This window comes from Psychrobacillus faecigallinarum, from assembly GCF_014836595.1.
GTDB lineage: Bacteria > Bacillota > Bacilli > Bacillales_A > Planococcaceae > Psychrobacillus > Psychrobacillus faecigallinarum.
In genome coordinates, this window is record NZ_JACSQO010000011.1 from 7,546 (window position 1) to 22,985 (window position 15,440).

General features: G+C 37.8%; 14 protein-coding genes, 1 riboswitch and 1 other annotated feature. Of the genes, 2 read left to right on the top strand and 12 right to left on the bottom strand.

What is annotated here, in order from left to right; translation table 11 throughout:
- Positions 1-330 precede the first annotated feature (330 nt).
- Positions 331-1,917 carry a phosphoglycerate dehydrogenase gene (gene serA / locus H9650_RS17170; protein WP_191697732.1) on the bottom strand — a complete coding sequence of 529 codons (1,587 nt, stop codon included), beginning with the start codon at positions 1,915-1,917 and terminating at the stop codon, positions 331-333.
- A 38-nt stretch (positions 1,918-1,955) separates the two neighbouring features.
- Positions 1,956-3,104 carry a pyridoxal-phosphate-dependent aminotransferase family protein gene (locus tag H9650_RS17175; RefSeq protein ID WP_154310008.1) on the bottom strand — a complete coding sequence of 383 codons (1,149 nt, stop codon included), beginning with the start codon at positions 3,102-3,104 and terminating at the stop codon, positions 1,956-1,958.
- Positions 3,105-3,161: 57 nt separating this feature from the next.
- Positions 3,162-3,387 (bottom strand) — a binding site (T-box leader).
- Positions 3,388-3,757: 370 nt separating this feature from the next.
- Here H9650_RS17175 and H9650_RS17180 point away from each other — a divergent pair.
- Entirely contained in the window at positions 3,758-5,125 is a 1,368-nt protein-coding gene (locus tag H9650_RS17180) for an aspartate kinase (protein WP_154310007.1), read from the top strand.
- 100 nt (positions 5,126-5,225) lie between these two features.
- Here the strand turns inward: H9650_RS17180 and H9650_RS17185 are convergent, their stop codons facing one another.
- From H9650_RS17185 to H9650_RS17215, 7 genes are all read right to left on the bottom strand, one after another.
- Positions 5,226-5,669 (bottom strand): SRPBCC family protein, encoded by a 444-nt coding sequence (locus H9650_RS17185; RefSeq protein ID WP_191697733.1) that lies wholly within the window; start codon positions 5,667-5,669, stop codon positions 5,226-5,228.
- Between the two features lie 11 nt (positions 5,670-5,680).
- Positions 5,681-6,643, bottom strand: coding sequence for a GNAT family N-acetyltransferase (locus tag H9650_RS17190; protein WP_225216150.1), 963 nt, complete (start codon positions 6,641-6,643; stop codon positions 5,681-5,683).
- 503 nt (positions 6,644-7,146) lie between these two features.
- A complete protein-coding gene (locus tag H9650_RS17195; protein WP_191697736.1) occupies positions 7,147-8,421 on the bottom strand; it encodes an MDR family MFS transporter in 1,275 nt (424 codons plus the stop codon).
- Between the two features lie 211 nt (positions 8,422-8,632).
- Complete coding sequence (locus H9650_RS17200) at positions 8,633-8,950, bottom strand: YbjQ family protein (RefSeq protein ID WP_144541213.1); 318 nt, start codon at positions 8,948-8,950, stop codon at positions 8,633-8,635.
- Between the two features lie 77 nt (positions 8,951-9,027).
- Positions 9,028-10,308 carry a nucleobase:cation symporter-2 family protein gene (locus tag H9650_RS17205; protein WP_191697738.1) on the bottom strand — a complete coding sequence of 427 codons (1,281 nt, stop codon included), beginning with the start codon at positions 10,306-10,308 and terminating at the stop codon, positions 9,028-9,030.
- Positions 10,301-10,891 (bottom strand): xanthine phosphoribosyltransferase, encoded by a 591-nt coding sequence (locus H9650_RS17210; RefSeq protein WP_144541217.1) that lies wholly within the window; start codon positions 10,889-10,891, stop codon positions 10,301-10,303. The genes H9650_RS17205 and H9650_RS17210 overlap by 8 nt, the downstream gene beginning before the upstream one ends.
- 135 nt (positions 10,892-11,026) lie before the next feature.
- Positions 11,027-11,128: riboswitch (purine riboswitch) on the bottom strand.
- 171 nt (positions 11,129-11,299) lie between these two features.
- Entirely contained in the window at positions 11,300-11,590 is a 291-nt protein-coding gene (locus tag H9650_RS17215; protein WP_151112865.1) for a hypothetical protein, read from the bottom strand.
- 76 nt (positions 11,591-11,666) lie between these two features.
- Between H9650_RS17215 and H9650_RS17220 the strand changes: the two genes are divergently transcribed.
- Positions 11,667-12,329 carry an HAD family hydrolase gene (locus H9650_RS17220; RefSeq protein WP_191697740.1) on the top strand — a complete coding sequence of 221 codons (663 nt, stop codon included), beginning with the start codon at positions 11,667-11,669 and terminating at the stop codon, positions 12,327-12,329.
- Here H9650_RS17220 and H9650_RS20815 read toward each other — a convergent pair.
- The 3 genes from H9650_RS20815 to H9650_RS17235 are packed head-to-tail and all read right to left on the bottom strand — an operon-like array spanning position 12,322 to position 15,378.
- Positions 12,322-13,230 (bottom strand): methyl-accepting chemotaxis protein, encoded by a 909-nt coding sequence (locus tag H9650_RS20815; protein ID WP_151112861.1) that lies wholly within the window; start codon positions 13,228-13,230, stop codon positions 12,322-12,324. The genes H9650_RS17220 and H9650_RS20815 overlap by 8 nt on opposite strands.
- A 21-nt stretch (positions 13,231-13,251) precedes the next feature.
- Positions 13,252-14,340, bottom strand: coding sequence for an NAD(P)/FAD-dependent oxidoreductase (locus H9650_RS17230; RefSeq protein WP_191697742.1), 1,089 nt, complete (start codon positions 14,338-14,340; stop codon positions 13,252-13,254).
- A 3-nt stretch (positions 14,341-14,343) separates the two neighbouring features.
- Entirely contained in the window at positions 14,344-15,378 is a 1,035-nt protein-coding gene (locus H9650_RS17235; protein WP_191697744.1) for a S66 family peptidase, read from the bottom strand.
- Between the last annotated feature and the right edge of the window lie 62 nt (positions 15,379-15,440).

The window sequence follows — 15,440 nt, forward strand, 5'->3', positions numbered from 1 at the left end:
GGGATCAGTGAGACAGATAAGCCATCACTAACGACGCGTAAGCGACGGTGATGGCTTATTGCTCACCCCACCGAAAGTGTTCGACATCTACCATTTATTGTTCATACATATCATATAAAATGTAGTGGATCGATTCTCATAATCATGTAATTTATTCATGAATAAATCCACACTACTGCTCCCTTACCGCACTCCATGATTGAAGTGGCAGGCGGCGACTCGGGTGGGATCAGTGAGACAGATAAGCCATCACTAACGACGCGTAAGCGACGGTGATGGCTTATTGCTCACCCCACCGAAAGCGTCCGACTAAAGCGGAAATCTACCATCTTACAAATCAATTGGAGTTGCATCATATATATCTGCTAGTGCTTTTAATTTCTCAATTCCCTTCACTTCTACATGTTTGTCAATAGTAAGCATCATGATTGCATCACCACCGACCTCAGAACGTCCAACCTGCATCGTTGCAATGTTGATACCTTCCTCTGCAAGCAGCATACCTACACGTCCAATTGCACCAGGCTGGTCTTTATGACGGATAAACAATAAATACCCAGCAGGCACAACATCTACGATGAAATCATCTACACGAACGATACGTCCACCCAGTCCATTTAATAATGTACCAGAAACTTTTCTTGACCCTGTAGCAGTTTTCACTTCTACAGTAATGAGACTAGTAAATCCTTTTGATTTTGGAGTTTTTAATTCATTTACTGTTATTCCTAGACGATCCGCAAGGAACTTAGCGTTTACGTCATTAACAGATTCACCTAGTTTGCTTTTCAACAGACCTTTTACCGCATTGCGGGATAATGGTCGCGCATCAAAATTAGCGAGCTCTCCAGCATAAGTAATATTTATTTCTTCTGGAGGGCCTTCAGTTAAGTCGCTGAGAAATGAGCCCAACTGTTCAGTAAGATTGAAGTATGGCTCAATTTTTGCTAATACGTCTTTCGGTACAGAGGACAAGTTAACTGGATTTTTGACTATTCCTTCTGTTAAAAAGCTTACTACATCATATGACACGTCTATTGCTACAATTTCTTGTGCTTCTACTGTACTCGCACCTAAGTGAGGAGTAGCGATGACCTGTGGCAATGTTAAAAGTTTATGTTCTACGAATGGTTCTTCTTCAAACACGTCTAGTGCTGCTCCGGCAACTTTGCCTGACAAAATTGCATCGTATAAAGCCTCTTCATCAATAATTCCTCCACGAGCACAGTTGATGATTTGTACACCATCTTTCATTTTTGCAAATGCATCTTTATTAATGAGATGGCGTGTTTCTTTTAGTAATGGAGTATGTATGGTGATAAAATCAGCCGCTTTAATTACATCCTCAACCGTACCAAATTGCACACCTAGCTTTTCTGCTTTTTCGGGAGTTAAGAAAGGGTCATAAGCAATTACATTCATTCGTTGACCTTTCGCACGAACCGCAACCTCTTGACCGATTCTACCAAATCCAACGACACCTAATGTTTTGTTCTTTACCTCTACCCCAATATAAGTTTTACGATCCCATTTCTTATTTTTCAATGAATGGAATGCTTGTGGAATCTTACGGGCAAGAGACATTAACATTGCAATAGTATGCTCAGCTGCAGAGTTTGTGTTGCCATCTGGTGCATTAACTACAATAATTCCGCGCTCAGTTGCTGCCGGTAGATCAATATTGTCTACACCCACCCCTGCGCGACCAATAATTTTTAAATTTGTTGCTTTTTCGATGATTTCACGGGTAACCTGAGTTTGACTACGTACAAGCAACGCATCGAATTCACCAATTTTTTCTGCTAGTTGATCGGGAGTTAAGTCTGTATCTACTACTATCTTAAAGCCATCTGCTTCTCTTAATGGAAAAATACCATCCTCACTAAGTGGGTCACTGATTAAAATATTGTATGCCATGATCTTCTTCTCCTTTATCTTTGAAATGATTAAGTCTTTTATTGAGCCAAATAGACTTGCTGTGCTGCCGCTGTACCTTTTCCAAGCTCGATATTCTTACCTAGTTTCTTAAGAGCTACCTCAATTGCACTAATGATTTGTAACTGGTCTGCTGGAGAGCAATACCCCATATGCCCAATACGGAAAATCTTGCCGGTTAAATGCTGCTGACCTCCTGCTATAGAAATAGCAAATTCTTTTTTCAGAATCTTACGGAACTCCTCTGCATCAAAATCTTCCGGTTGAACCGCAGTAACTGTTGGAGAAGCATCTTCATCTGAAGTCAATAAAGGTATGCCTAATGCTTTGAAAGCAGCGCGTGTCATATCCTTCATTAGTGCATGTCGAGAATATACATTGTTTAGCCCCTCTGCTTCTAATAAACTTAAAACTTGCTCCAGCCCAAATAACAATGACAAAGCAGGTGTAAACGGTGTAGTATCTTTCAATAAATTATCTCTATATTTTTTTAGACTTAAATAAAATCTAGGCTGATCGTTTTCTTCAATGACTTTCCAAGCTTTTTCGCTAGCAGCTACAAAGGTTAATCCTGCTGGAAGCATGAATGCCTTTTGAGAACCAGTTACCATTACATCGATTCCCCACTCATCCATTTTTGTTTCTACTCCTGCCACACAAGAAACTCCATCTACCACTATTAATGCATCTGAAACCTCTTGAACTGCTAAAGCTAGCTTATCAATTGGATTTAATACTCCAGTAGATGTCTCGCAATAAGTTGAAAAGACTACTTTTATTTCTGGATGCCCTGCTAGAAAAGCCTTTATTTCTTCAGGGTTTAATGCCTTTCCCCACTCAACATTCAATACGTGAACTTTAATGTTAAACGCTTCGCATATTTTAGTGAAACGATCTCCAAAGGCACCTGTTACGACAACAAGCACTTCCTCTCCTGGCTTCACTACATTTACAACTGCCGTTTCTAGTCCAGCTGTTCCACTCCCTGCAATAATGGCGACTTCTTGAGTCGTGCCAAAAACTTTTTTCAAGCCTGGAGCAATTTTCTTAAGCATATCCGAGGTTTCCTTGCCCCGGTGACCAATCATTGATTGGTTCATGGCTCTTTGCACACTTGGTGGAATTGGACTAGGTCCTGGAATACGTAAAATGGTTTGATCTTGAAGCATAATTTTTCTCCTCCTTATTTTTAAAAACAAAAAAGCCCTTCGTCCCCTACATAAAATGTAAGGGGCGAAGAGCTAAAAAACTCACGCGGTACCACCCAAATTTACTGCAAACGTTCTGCAGCCTCTTAGTTCATATGCTTAACGCGCATTCACGGATGAGCCTACTTTTTTCAGTTCACCGATTCAAGAGTGCTACTTCACATACGAAATCACTGATTTGCACCAACCATCAGCTCTCTGTAGATTTACAAAATGCAAAGCTTATCTCTGTCAAAATCGTTTAACGCTTATTGAATTAAACCTATCATACTTAGGTTATTTTCAGTTGTCAATATAGTTTGAAAACTTGGAAACGCTATCATTTTTTTACAACGCTTATAAACCTTGATATAAAGCTATTTTCAAAAATAAAAAAATATTTAATCATTCGTATTTATAATATTTTTTGTGTTGTAATTTTGACATTATTAGTAAAACGAAACCAAAACACGAACTATATTAAGTTAAAAAAATTAATCATACATATTATGAGTGATTATTTTAAAGAAATTAAGCCTTACATATTGACGTATAAGTTTAAAATTTGTACACTGTATAAAATCATTTGTTTTTCCCATAAATACAAACAAACATAATAGTAAGGATTTGATGAGATGATCGTAAGTAAATTTGGAGGCACTTCAGTAGCTAGCGCAGAACAAATTAAAAAGGTCGCTAGCATCATAAAAGCTGATTCCAAAAGAAAATATGTAGTGGTTTCTGCTCCTGGCAAACGTTTCGAACAAGATCTGAAGGTGACAGACTTATTGATTAACCTTGCCTACGCAGCTTTAAATGGAGAAAATACAGAGCAATGCCTACACGCTGTAATAGACCGGTATAAGGAAATTGCGTTAGGGCTGAACTTAGAATTGCTCATTTGTGATGTGATTGAGAAGGATTTGCAATCCAGGCTTTCTATGGATCATTCAAATAAGGAATTATTTGTGGACTCTATTAAAGCCAGTGGAGAGGACAATAATGCGAAGCTAATTTCTACTTATTTCACTAGTATTGGAATCCCAGCAAGATATATGTGTCCTAAATCAGCTGGATTGGTGATAAATGACTTTCCTGAACGGGCGATTGCCTTGCCAGAGGCTTACGAAAATCTTCAAAATAACTTACAAAATACAGCAGAAGTAATTGTTTTCCCTGGATTTTTTGGCTACACGAAGGATGGATTGCTCCGTACATTTGAAAGAGGTGGTTCAGATATAACCGGATCAATTTTAGCTGCATCCGTAAAAGCGGAACTTTATGAGAATTTCACAGACGTAGATTCTGTTTTTTGCGCCAACCCGAAGGTAGTGAACTGTCCAGTTGAAATCGAGGAAATTACATATCGGGAAATGCGCGAGCTTTCTTATGCGGGATTCTCTGTGTTTCATGACGAGGCATTAATGCCTGTTTATAAGGCTAAAATTCCCGTTTGCATTAAGAATACGAACAATCCATCGGCACCTGGTACGAAAATTGTTTCTTCCCGAAAAGTTAATCGTCGCCCGATTACTGGAATTTCAGCAGACAGTGGATTTTCTATTCTATATGTAAGTAAATATTTGATGAACCGAGAAATTGGTTTTGGACGTAAGCTACTACAAATTTTAGAGGAAGAGCATATTTCCTATGAGCATACTCCTTCTGGGTTAGATGATATATCGGTTATCTTCCGAAGCCACCAACTGACACCTGAAAAAGAAAATAGAATCATAAAAAGGGTTACGGAGGAGCTGCATGCAGAGGATGCTCACTTCCGTCACGAGTTTTCCATGATTGTAATAGTTGGAGAAGGAATGAACAATAGTACAGGACTTGCTGCTAGAGCTGCTACTGCAATCGCTAGGACTGGTGCTAATATCGAAATGATCAATCAAGGATCATCGGAGGTCAGCCTTTCCTTTGGCGTTCATCAAAGCAATGAAAACAAAATTCTTCAAGAGTTATATCAGGAATTTTTTGCATCTGTAACAATAGGATAATTATTAAAATGACATCCGGTGGGCGTAGACAAAGTCTTAGTTTCAACTTTGTCTACGCTTAAGCTTTGCTTTTAAGTAAAGGTGTTCAAGTAATTAATCCTTACAAATCTTCCTTGTATACAACTCCCTCTTCCAAATATATTTTAAGAAGCGTCATGGCCTCTCCCCATCCCACCGCACAGTTAATGCATGTTTTTATATCCTTGTCTGAATTGGAATAGCCCACTTCTTTCAACATAATAAGTGTTCCTTTTTGATACGGTTCTAATTTAAATTCCACGGTCGTGACCAACTCGCCCGGAGACCACTGGAAAACAAAGGATTCGTCCCTAACAGCTCTCAAAATTCTACCGCCATCCTCTAGTTCCAGCTTTTCCTGACCAAATCCATCCCATTTTAAGCGAATTTCTCCCGTGCCGTCTTGCTCCATATGAAGAGAAGTTTGATTGGTGAACCAAGCGTTCCATCCTTCTGCAGTTGAAAGAGTTTTAAATACTTTATCTATACTTACTTTGATATACGTTTGATGGTTAATTTCTGGCATCGCTTCTTCTCCTATAATGATTGTAATTGGGCAAGACCAACATGCTTTTCGTAGGAAATAATGGTCATTTTTTCGTTGAGAACCTTTTGTTTACCAGTTCGAGCATAGCCCATCTTTTCATATAAATAACAATTTCTTTCTTCTTGAAGAATTGTATCGAGCTCCCAGCTGTTCACTTCTGGATACATCATTTCTAGACGTTTCATCACGTTCTGAGCCAGTCCTCTTCCTTGATAACTATCTAAAATATTAATCATATGTAATCGCATGATATTTGGCGCTGTTTTGTACACATGTACACTACCAACTAATTTACCAGCCTCTAAAATCTTATAAAATGTCCCCTGAAGTAGGCGTTCAGTGAATCTTTCAAAGCTTTGCAATGCAGGGGTTGTTTGATGATCCTCGTATTTTGTATAAAGTGGTAAGAAAACTTGTTTTTGAAGTTCATATAGTTCTTCAGCATCTTCCATCTTTGCTTTATGCAAGGAAATTTTCGATTCAATTATTTCAAAGACATTTTCTAATATGTGATAAGCGATAAACTCTCCTCGGTTAACCATTTCTCTAATTTCCTCTATAGTTGCCCATTTGGCATCTGTCACTTCCTCGTATTGAAGCATTAAATCCTCTATCTTCACGTTCTTTCTTATTAGGTAGTTGTCATCAAAGCCTCTAGGGAATTTGACCGTAAATAAAATATCTGCCTGCTCCAATTCTATATCAATTCCCAGCTCTTCCTTTGTTTCTCGCACTGCTGCAATTTCAGTAGTTTCTCCGCTCAAAACAGAGCCTGCAGCTGCGCAATCCCACATATTCGGCCATCCCTTTTTCCACGGCTGACGTTTTTGAATCAAAAGCTGATTTTCATCATTCATAATCCAAACATGGACTACTTCATGAAATGTACCCTCCTCCATTTCCTCACCTCGAATATGAGTCATTCCTGTTCTCTCTCTAAAATTATTAAGCATGTCCCAAACTTCCATATTCCCACCAACCTTGTTATAGTTTAGAATAGTTTATCACAATTTTGTTGACCATCAATAACAAATATGATATATTATAGGTTGTTAACAATTTAGGTAGGACATAAAAGAGAAATCTGGCATTCTACTAACGTGTTTTTGAACATACTTATTCACACTGGAGCGACTATAGGGTCGCAAGGACGTAAAAGCAGGAAGGGTTTATGTTGCTTAGGTTAGAAGACAACCAGTGGAACAATTTACCGCGGCATTGAAAGCTTAAGTCTTTCATGGAAATTATTCCCCGAACATTCGGGATGAAATTTAAAAATTCAAAGATTATGTTTTACCTCATACAAAATCAAGGGCTGGTCTCCAATGGAGACCAGCCCTTGTCCAATTTATCGGAAAATGAAAAAAGAGAGAGCGAAAAGCCCTCTTCTTCTCTTACATATTAGTGAAGGCTTATCTTCCTCGCTCTTCCCACTGTATAACAAGTTCCCTTCAGCTTAATTATTTTTCGCTTGTCTTTTATAATATTCTTTGAACGTAAGAAGATATATGAACCCACTAAGCAGTGCCAGTACTGCTAGTATAACAAACGTCCAAGTGAAACCGATCCAAGTAACAAGTGGTAAAACAAGCGGGGCGATCGTTCTGCCTATTGTGTATCGTAAGCTAGCAGCCGCAAAGTATTGTCCACGCATATCCTCTGGTGCAAGCTTAGATACAAAGCTTTCCTGCAATCCTACTGTAGCTAGTTCTCCTAATGTAAACACAGCCATAGCAAACAGGAAAACCCAGAAGTTCGCAGTCATTGGGAAGATGAGCATAGCAATAGCATATAAGAGAGACGAAAAAAAGAATACCTTGTGTTCTGGATATTTCGTCATCCAACGAGTTACAAACACCGTGAAAATGACTACTAATAAGCCGTTTTCAGATAACAGAATACCGAAAGAACCCTCTCCAGTAATTGTCCATTCCCTGCCAAATAAATTACCAAGAACCTGGACATCAATGACATCCTTCATATAAACAGGAATAAGCATATCTAGCTGCATATACGTCTGCGCTAGCAAAATCCCTGCTATTATAAATAGGAAAAACACTTTGTCCTTTACTATCAATCCGTATGCCTTCACTTGGTTGAGCACTACTTGAACCCAGCCGTTTCCGCCACTTTCTTTTAACTGTTGTTTTACCTCATCTGGTAATGTTTCCTCCGTCAGAAAACGTAATGCTAGACCTACTAAACAGAAGAGAATACCTGATACTAAAAGCAATAAGAAGCGATGATTAAAGAATAGGACTGCCCCTACTATCGGTCCAATTACGACAGATATATTAATAGATGTATAGAATACGGAAAAAACCGTACTGCGATCCTTTTCTGGCACAACATCAGCAACAATTGCTTGACTTGCCGGGTGATAAAATGAACCACACATACCTGCGATAGTAAAGGCTACGAAGCTAAGCGTCGGTGATTCATACCAAGGTGAATTGGCGAAGGCAAATAAAATAAAAGCAAAACCTTCTGCGGTTGCAGAAAAAAATAACATCGTCCTTCTACCAAATCGATCCGCACAATAACCACCGATTAAATTAGCACCAACGGAAAATATTTGGGATATGACAAGCAGCAATCCTGCCATACTTGCCCCAAACTCATCTGCAAAGTATATAGCTAAAAACGGAAAGACCATCCAAAAGCTTAAATTACTAAAAAATTCACCAAATAAACGAACCTGTAAACTACGATTCCAATCTCTAATTCTCATGATGTTTACCTCTCAAATTATAAATTAAACGCTATCTCCCATATTATTTCGACATACGGAATAGATTTTTATATAGTTCTATAGTATTTTAAAAAATATAGCAGACTATATTCTATTAAGTTTGATCTGGTTTTATTAGGAAGAAAGAATTCGGCAAAAATAAAAAAGTCATAAACCCTAGGATGGGTTTACGACTTTTGACTGTAACCAATTAGTCTCTGTATGTAACGGCAGTTCCAGTTGCCACACACATCATCATGCCCTCACGGATTGTTTCAAAATCAAGATCTACACCAATTACAGCATTAGCTCCAAACTTGCTAGCAAGGGTCTTCATGTCCTCTATTGCAATTTCACGACCTTGGGATAATTTATTTTCATAGGCAGAGCTTCTACCTCCAACAATATCTGTAACTGAGGCAAAGAGATCTCGTACGACATTTGCTCCCATAATGGCCTCTCCAGACACTATGCCATGATACGTTTCAATTGTTTTTCCTTCAATAGTAGGCGTTGTAGTGACTAACATAAATACTCCTCCAATACATGTTGTTATTTTTATCATACAGTATTATTGGAGGAGAAGCATTGATTATTCTGAATCTATTATATTTTCTTTCTAGTAGGGATCATATTAAATAATATATTCAATACGATTGCTGTGAAGCTTCCTGCCACAATTCCGTTACTCGTCAAAATTTGCACACTGTCAGGTAAGGACACAAATAAGTCAGGTACTACCGTAACTCCTAAGCCGATACCTATTGAACATGCAATAATCATTGCATTATCAGGTGATTCTGAGTCTGCAATAATAGTACTTAGCATCTTAATTCCTTGAGAAACGATCATACCAAACATGGCAATCATGGCTCCTCCTAATACAGCCTCTGGAATAATGGTAGTAAGGGAAGAAATCTTAGGTATAAATCCTAGGAATATTAGCATCCCACCCGCGATGTAAATAATTTTACGTGTTTTAACACCAGAGATTTGCATAAGCCCAACGTTTTGTGAAAATGTAGTATATGGAAACGAGTTAAAGATACCGCCTAGTAAAACAGCAATTCCTTCAGCACGATACCCTTTAGTTAAGTCTTCCTTTTGAATTTTTTTATTTAGCATATCCCCTAGAGCAAAATATACCCCAGTTGACTCTACTAATGAAACAATAGCCACTAATGTCATGGTAATAATAGGAGACCACTCAAAAGTCGGCATCCCAAAATATAATGGCTGGATCATATGGAACACATCAGCTTCTTTTACCGCAGTAAAGTCTAAAATACCCATAAAATAAGCAGCAACTGTTCCTCCAATAATACCTATTAATATAGAAATAGCTTTTATAAAACCAGTAGAGAAACGGTATAACAATACAATAAATATTAATGTACCAAATGATAATAGAACGTTTTGAATGGAACCGAAATCCTCTGCCCCATCGCCACCACCCATGTTGTTAATAGCTACAGGGATTAGGGTAATTCCTATAATAGTTACTACTGAACCAGTTACTACTGGTGGGAAGAACCTAACTAGCTTACCAAAAAAGCCGCTGATTAAAATAACAACTATTCCGGAAACAATAATAGCACCATAAATAGAAGATATTCCGTATTCTTCTCCAATTGCAATCATTGGTCCTACTGCAGTAAATGTACATCCTAGCACGACTGGCAAACCAATACCGAAAAATCGATTGCTCATAACTTGCAAAATGGTCGCGACACCAGACATTAGAATGTCAATGGCAACTAAATATGTTAATTCCTCTGAACTAAGACCAAGAGCTCCCCCTACGATTAGCGGAACAATTACTGCTCCTGCATACATAGCAAGCACATGCTGTAAGCCAAGTGTAGTATTTTTAAATATATTATTCATATGTAGGTGTTCCTTCTAGAAATTCTACAGTTCCATTTTCCAAGGATTTAATGATAGCAAGAGATTCTACACGAATACCTTTTTCACGAATTAGTTTTCCCCCTGGTTGGAATCCTTTTTCAATCACAATTCCAACACCAGCTGTAGTTGCTCCAGCCTGATCAATAATCTCAAGCAATCCGAGAACTGCTTGTCCATTAGCAAGGAAGTCATCGATGATTAACACGACGTCACCCTCTTGAAGAAAATCCTTAGATACCGAAATATCGCTTGTCACATTTTTAGTAAAGGAATGAACTTTAGACGTAAGCAAATTTCCGGAAAGGGTCACAGACTTACTTTTCCTTGCAAAAACAACAGAAACACCAAGCTCTAAACCTGCAAACATAGAAGGAGCAATCCCTGAAGACTCAATCGTTAAAATTTTTGTTATTCCAGCTTCTGCAAATCGGTCTGCTATCTCTTCTCCTATAGCTTTAATAATTACAGGATCAATTTGATGATTTAAAAATGCATCCACCTTTAAAACATCTTTCGATAAAACCTTACCTTCTTCTACAATTTTATCCTTTAATAATTTCACTGGAATTCCTTCTTTCCTTATATTTGGGATACAAAAAAACTCGAATGACAAAGCTCCATCCTTACAAGTGGAGCAATGTCATTCGAGTTATTAATCGAATAATAAAAGAAATGGTTACACTTTTGTGTCCCAATTCCTTTATCCATTGTCACTCATAGTCGACTTGTTTACGGTAAGTCGGTAGAAACTTGCAGGCCATATTCCTGAGATTATACGAGTAGGTACTATTTGAATGCTCTCATTATAGCACGGAAAAATTCTTTTACAATAATATAAAAAAGTTCTATCATTCTTAAAATTCTGTTCATATATTTCAATTGTTACATGTATTGTTACAGGTGCCAGGCACCTGTAACAATTAAAGGCAATTTAAAAACACATGAATAAGTCATGTGTTTTGGTTGGTTTCTAATGGAATGAAGATTTTAATGTTTTGAAGGCTTCTATAAAGTAAGCGGGGTTCTCTTTAATATTGTAGGAAAAGACGCCTTGATTGGTATGCAAATATAAGATTCCCCCTCCAAATGAAAAGGGCTTGTGGGATATGTCGTGAACATTTTGGAATTTAAATTGATGCTGAGCAGAGACAATCTCCCTTCCGTCCATCTGCAACGTAAAGCTAGATTCTATATGCTGCATCTGAAAATAGAAGTCAATTTCTCGCTTAACTTCAATATAAATAATGGAGTACTCACTCAAAAACGTCACCTCCTTTAGCACATACTAGTGTATCATGTTTTTATATCATCATTAAACAATAAGGAGTGCATATATATTGATCAAAGCCGTGATTTTTGATTTAGATGGTACTATGTTGAATAGAGATGAGTCATTAAAAAGGTTTATTTCTAGTCAATACGACGAACTTCATACACACTTTGACCATATTCAAAAGGAAGATTTCTGTACTCGTTTTATAGAATTAGATAATCGAGGTTATATTTGGAAAGATTTCGTCTATGCATCTCTAATTCAAGAATTTAATATTCAGAGCATCTCCCAACAAGAATTATTAAATCATTACATAACTAACTTCCATACATATTGTGTACCCTTTCCCAATCTAATATCCATGCTAGAGCAATTAAAAAAACTGTCCCTATCGCTCGGAATAATCAGCAATGGAAAGGGCCAGTTTCAAATGAATAATATTATTTTTTTAAAAATCAATACTTATTTTGATACTATATTAATTTCTGAATGGGAGGAAATGAAAAAACCCGATCCACGCATTTTTGAAAAGGCTCTTAGGCAGCTTAGTGCTAAAGCAGAAGAAGCTGTATATATAGGCGATCACCCTGCGAACGACATAATTGCTGCGAAAACAGTCGGACTCAAAACAATTTGGAAAAGGGATGAATACTGGCCCGCTCCTTCTGCCGATTATGTGATAGATGATTTAGCTGAAGTTCCTCTTCTTATAAATAATTTTAAATAAGTTTGCTGAATTCCGCAGTCTGATTTTCGAGCTTTTCAGAAGCAGTAGAAATATCCTTGAACTCGTCTAATGCAGTTCGTATCTCCTGTTGGCTTTTTTCTATAACTGTCTGCGAGTAGCTATTGCTCGCAGTTACCTTATCGACCTGCTTCGCTATTCCTTCAATATTTTCTCTTACTTCTACGATGGAAGCCTCAACTCTTCCAGCTAGCTTACGAACCTCTTGAGCTACTACATTAAAACCACGTCCATGCTCTCCAGCTCTTGCTGCCTCAATTGCTGCATTCAATGCTAAAAGATTAGTTTGTGCAGCAATCTCTCTAATGGTCTGAACAATTCCTTTAATCGAATCGGCCTGTTTTTGCAGATTATCTAATGTAGTGGTGTTTTCCTTAGAACCAGCAGCGATTTCATCTATTCTTTCCAGAAGATTTTCACTTCTTTTAATACCTACTTCTGCTCGGTTGCTCAAATTCTCAGACATATGCTTCAGCTCTTCTGTGACACCCATTAAAATTTGGTGGCGCTCCGTTACGTTAGTAGCTACTTTGGTGACGCCAAGCACCTTGCCATTACTACCAAAAATAGGCATATAAGAAGCTTCTAGAAACACACTTTTGCCATGCTTGTCTTTTCTTTCTACCTTATTAAAAAATGACTTACCTGCAAACAGATCCTTCCAAAGCTTTTCATACGACGGACTGTTCACAAAGCTTGGAAAGCAGAATTCTCGGTGATGCATCCCCATTACTTCACTTACTGTATACTTAAGTTCTTTCGCAAAATTCTCATTTACAAATGCCACTCGGCGATCCATATCAAAACGAATAATTGCCAAGTTTTTTTCCAAAGCTTCCACTACGGTCATGTCATTAACTTCTTCTGTTTGTAAGTAACTCATTTCTCTTCCCCCACGCCTAGTCTAATTAGGTGTATATTTTTCAGGATCCAGCACTGTTTCTTTTCCTAATACTAGTTTAGCTAGTTCCGAACCAACGAATGGTCCAGCCGTTAAACCAGAAGCCCCTAAACCGTTTGCAAAATAAATACCGTCCTGCCCATTCAATTTACCAAATACAGGTAAAAAGTCAGGCGTATATGGACGAAAACCAACTCTTACTTCCTTTATTTTCTCATCTTTTAGGCTTTTTGCAATACTAAATGCATTTTCTAGCAGTTCTTTTTTACCTTCTTCTGTTACCCTAATATCATAACCAGTATGCTCTTCATAAGTAGAGCCTGCTACCACTTGTCCATTTTCAAAGGCTAGCATATATTGATTGGTTGGAGGCAGAACGACTGGCCATTCTCCAGTAGACAAATTCTCTAATTGGAAATGCATTATTTGCGCCTTTTGAAAGGTCACATTTAAATCTAAACCTAATACAGAGGGAATCTCATTTCCCCAAGCCCCACTGGTGAGTATAATTGCTTCTGCATTTATGGCCATCTCGTCTATAAATAGCTTATTGTCCTTCCATACAGCATCGCCATATACGACCTCTGCTCCTAGTTTTTTTGCAGCACTAGTTAAAGCATCTCTCATTGCCATACCATCTACTCGAGCTGCTCCTTCCACATAAAGTGAATGGTAATCCTCTGAGATGATAGGAAATTTTTCTTTCGTTTCTAACGGAGATAGGATTCTCAACTCCCCAATTTCAGGTGCATCTATTCTTTTCTCCATTGCTCTTTCTAACATTTTTTGCAGTTTTTTTTCATCATTTTGTAGAGCAATAGCTCCTACTTGCTTATAACCTGTAGCAGTTTCACCTAGTTCCTCTAGCTCTATCACTAGCTGTTTATAATATTTAGCGCCATTTTTCACAAGCTCGTACCATTTTTTATTTCTTCTCTGAGAAATCCATGGACATATAATTCCTGCTGCGGCTGCTGAGGCTTGACCTTTGTCCTGACGATCAACCAAAGTTACTTTCACACCGTTTTTTGCAAGATGATAGGCGGTGGAAGCGCCAAGGATTCCACCACCCACAACTACATAAGAAGACATCTATTACTCAACTCCACTATCTATAATTGAAAACTTTACTTCCTCACAATTAATTTCTGCCATTGCTCCATATGGTGTAACAAATTTAGGTTCTGTATGGCCAAAGTTTAAATTATATAAAATCGGCAAATCATTTAATCCAAGCTCATTCATAATCGTAATAATGGATTCTTTGTATTCTTCATAATACTTTTCGTGCTGAGGCTTTGCAAAAATAATACCTTTTACTTCTTGCAGTATCCCTTGGGTTCCATAATTTCGAAGCCAGTATTCGATATTAGATGGAAGAGGTAAATCCTCAGTGGTTTCAAAAAATAGTATAGAATCCTTGAAATAAGATTTATCTGGCCAAAGCGAAGTGCCTTTCGCAAACTCCAACACCTCAATACAGCCACCGATTAGTCTGCCATTTACAATACCTTTACCCTGCAGCAATTCGTAGCCTTTTTCATCTTCATTCATCTCACGGCTTATATACTTATTTTCAATAGCCCATTCCAATCGTTGACTAGTCCACAATGGTGACGGTTTAATTTCTCCAATCACTTCATTAGAGAATAGCGTCTTTTTCAAAGATTCTATGGTGTATTCATGCATCTCTACATTCTCTGCAAAATCAGTCAGAATAGCTGGCCCATAAAAAGAAGAAATCCCTGCCTTATGACAAAATAAATGGGTCACAGTAGCATCGGAATATCCAATAAAAACTTTAGGGTTTTCTCGGATTACTTCAAAATCTATGTAAGGTAGCAATCTTATGCTATCACTGCCTCCAATATTCGATACAATTCCTTTTATCGATGTATCCTTAAATGCATTCATCAAATCCTCTGCACGTGCCTGTGGACTTTCATATAAATAATTTGATCCCTTCAAACTATTTGGCATAGCTACTACTTCCAAGCCAAATACCTTTTCTAATCTTTCTACACCTTGCTCATATCTCCATCTTAAATCAGGTTCTCCTGCTCCACCCCACGATAGACTAATGGTTGCAATCTTATCTCCCGGTTGAAGCATTTTCGGCTTTATCAACATAATCATATCCCCCTTTCCTTCATTATAATTCAAACACCATCATTTGGATGCCTATTCTTTTA

Coding starts and splice junctions, on each gene's coding strand:
- serA (WP_191697732.1), bottom strand. CDS start 1,917: ATGGCATACAATATTTTAATCAGTGACCCACTTAGTGAGGATGGTATT.
- H9650_RS17175 (WP_154310008.1), bottom strand. CDS start 3,104: ATGCTTCAAGATCAAACCATTTTACGTATTCCAGGACCTAGTCCAATT.
- H9650_RS17180 (WP_154310007.1), top strand. CDS start 3,758: ATGATCGTAAGTAAATTTGGAGGCACTTCAGTAGCTAGCGCAGAACAA.
- H9650_RS17185 (WP_191697733.1), bottom strand. CDS start 5,669: ATGCCAGAAATTAACCATCAAACGTATATCAAAGTAAGTATAGATAAA.
- H9650_RS17190 (WP_225216150.1), bottom strand. CDS start 6,643: ATGCTTAATAATTTTAGAGAGAGAACAGGAATGACTCATATTCGAGGT.
- H9650_RS17195 (WP_191697736.1), bottom strand. CDS start 8,421: ATGAGAATTAGAGATTGGAATCGTAGTTTACAGGTTCGTTTATTTGGT.
- H9650_RS17200 (WP_144541213.1), bottom strand. CDS start 8,950: ATGTTAGTCACTACAACGCCTACTATTGAAGGAAAAACAATTGAAACG.
- H9650_RS17205 (WP_191697738.1), bottom strand. CDS start 10,308: ATGAATAATATATTTAAAAATACTACACTTGGCTTACAGCATGTGCTT.
- H9650_RS20815 (WP_151112861.1), bottom strand. CDS start 13,230: ATGAGTTACTTACAAACAGAAGAAGTTAATGACATGACCGTAGTGGAA.
- H9650_RS17230 (WP_191697742.1), bottom strand. CDS start 14,340: ATGTCTTCTTATGTAGTTGTGGGTGGTGGAATCCTTGGCGCTTCCACC.
- H9650_RS17235 (WP_191697744.1), bottom strand. CDS start 15,378: ATGTTGATAAAGCCGAAAATGCTTCAACCGGGAGATAAGATTGCAACC.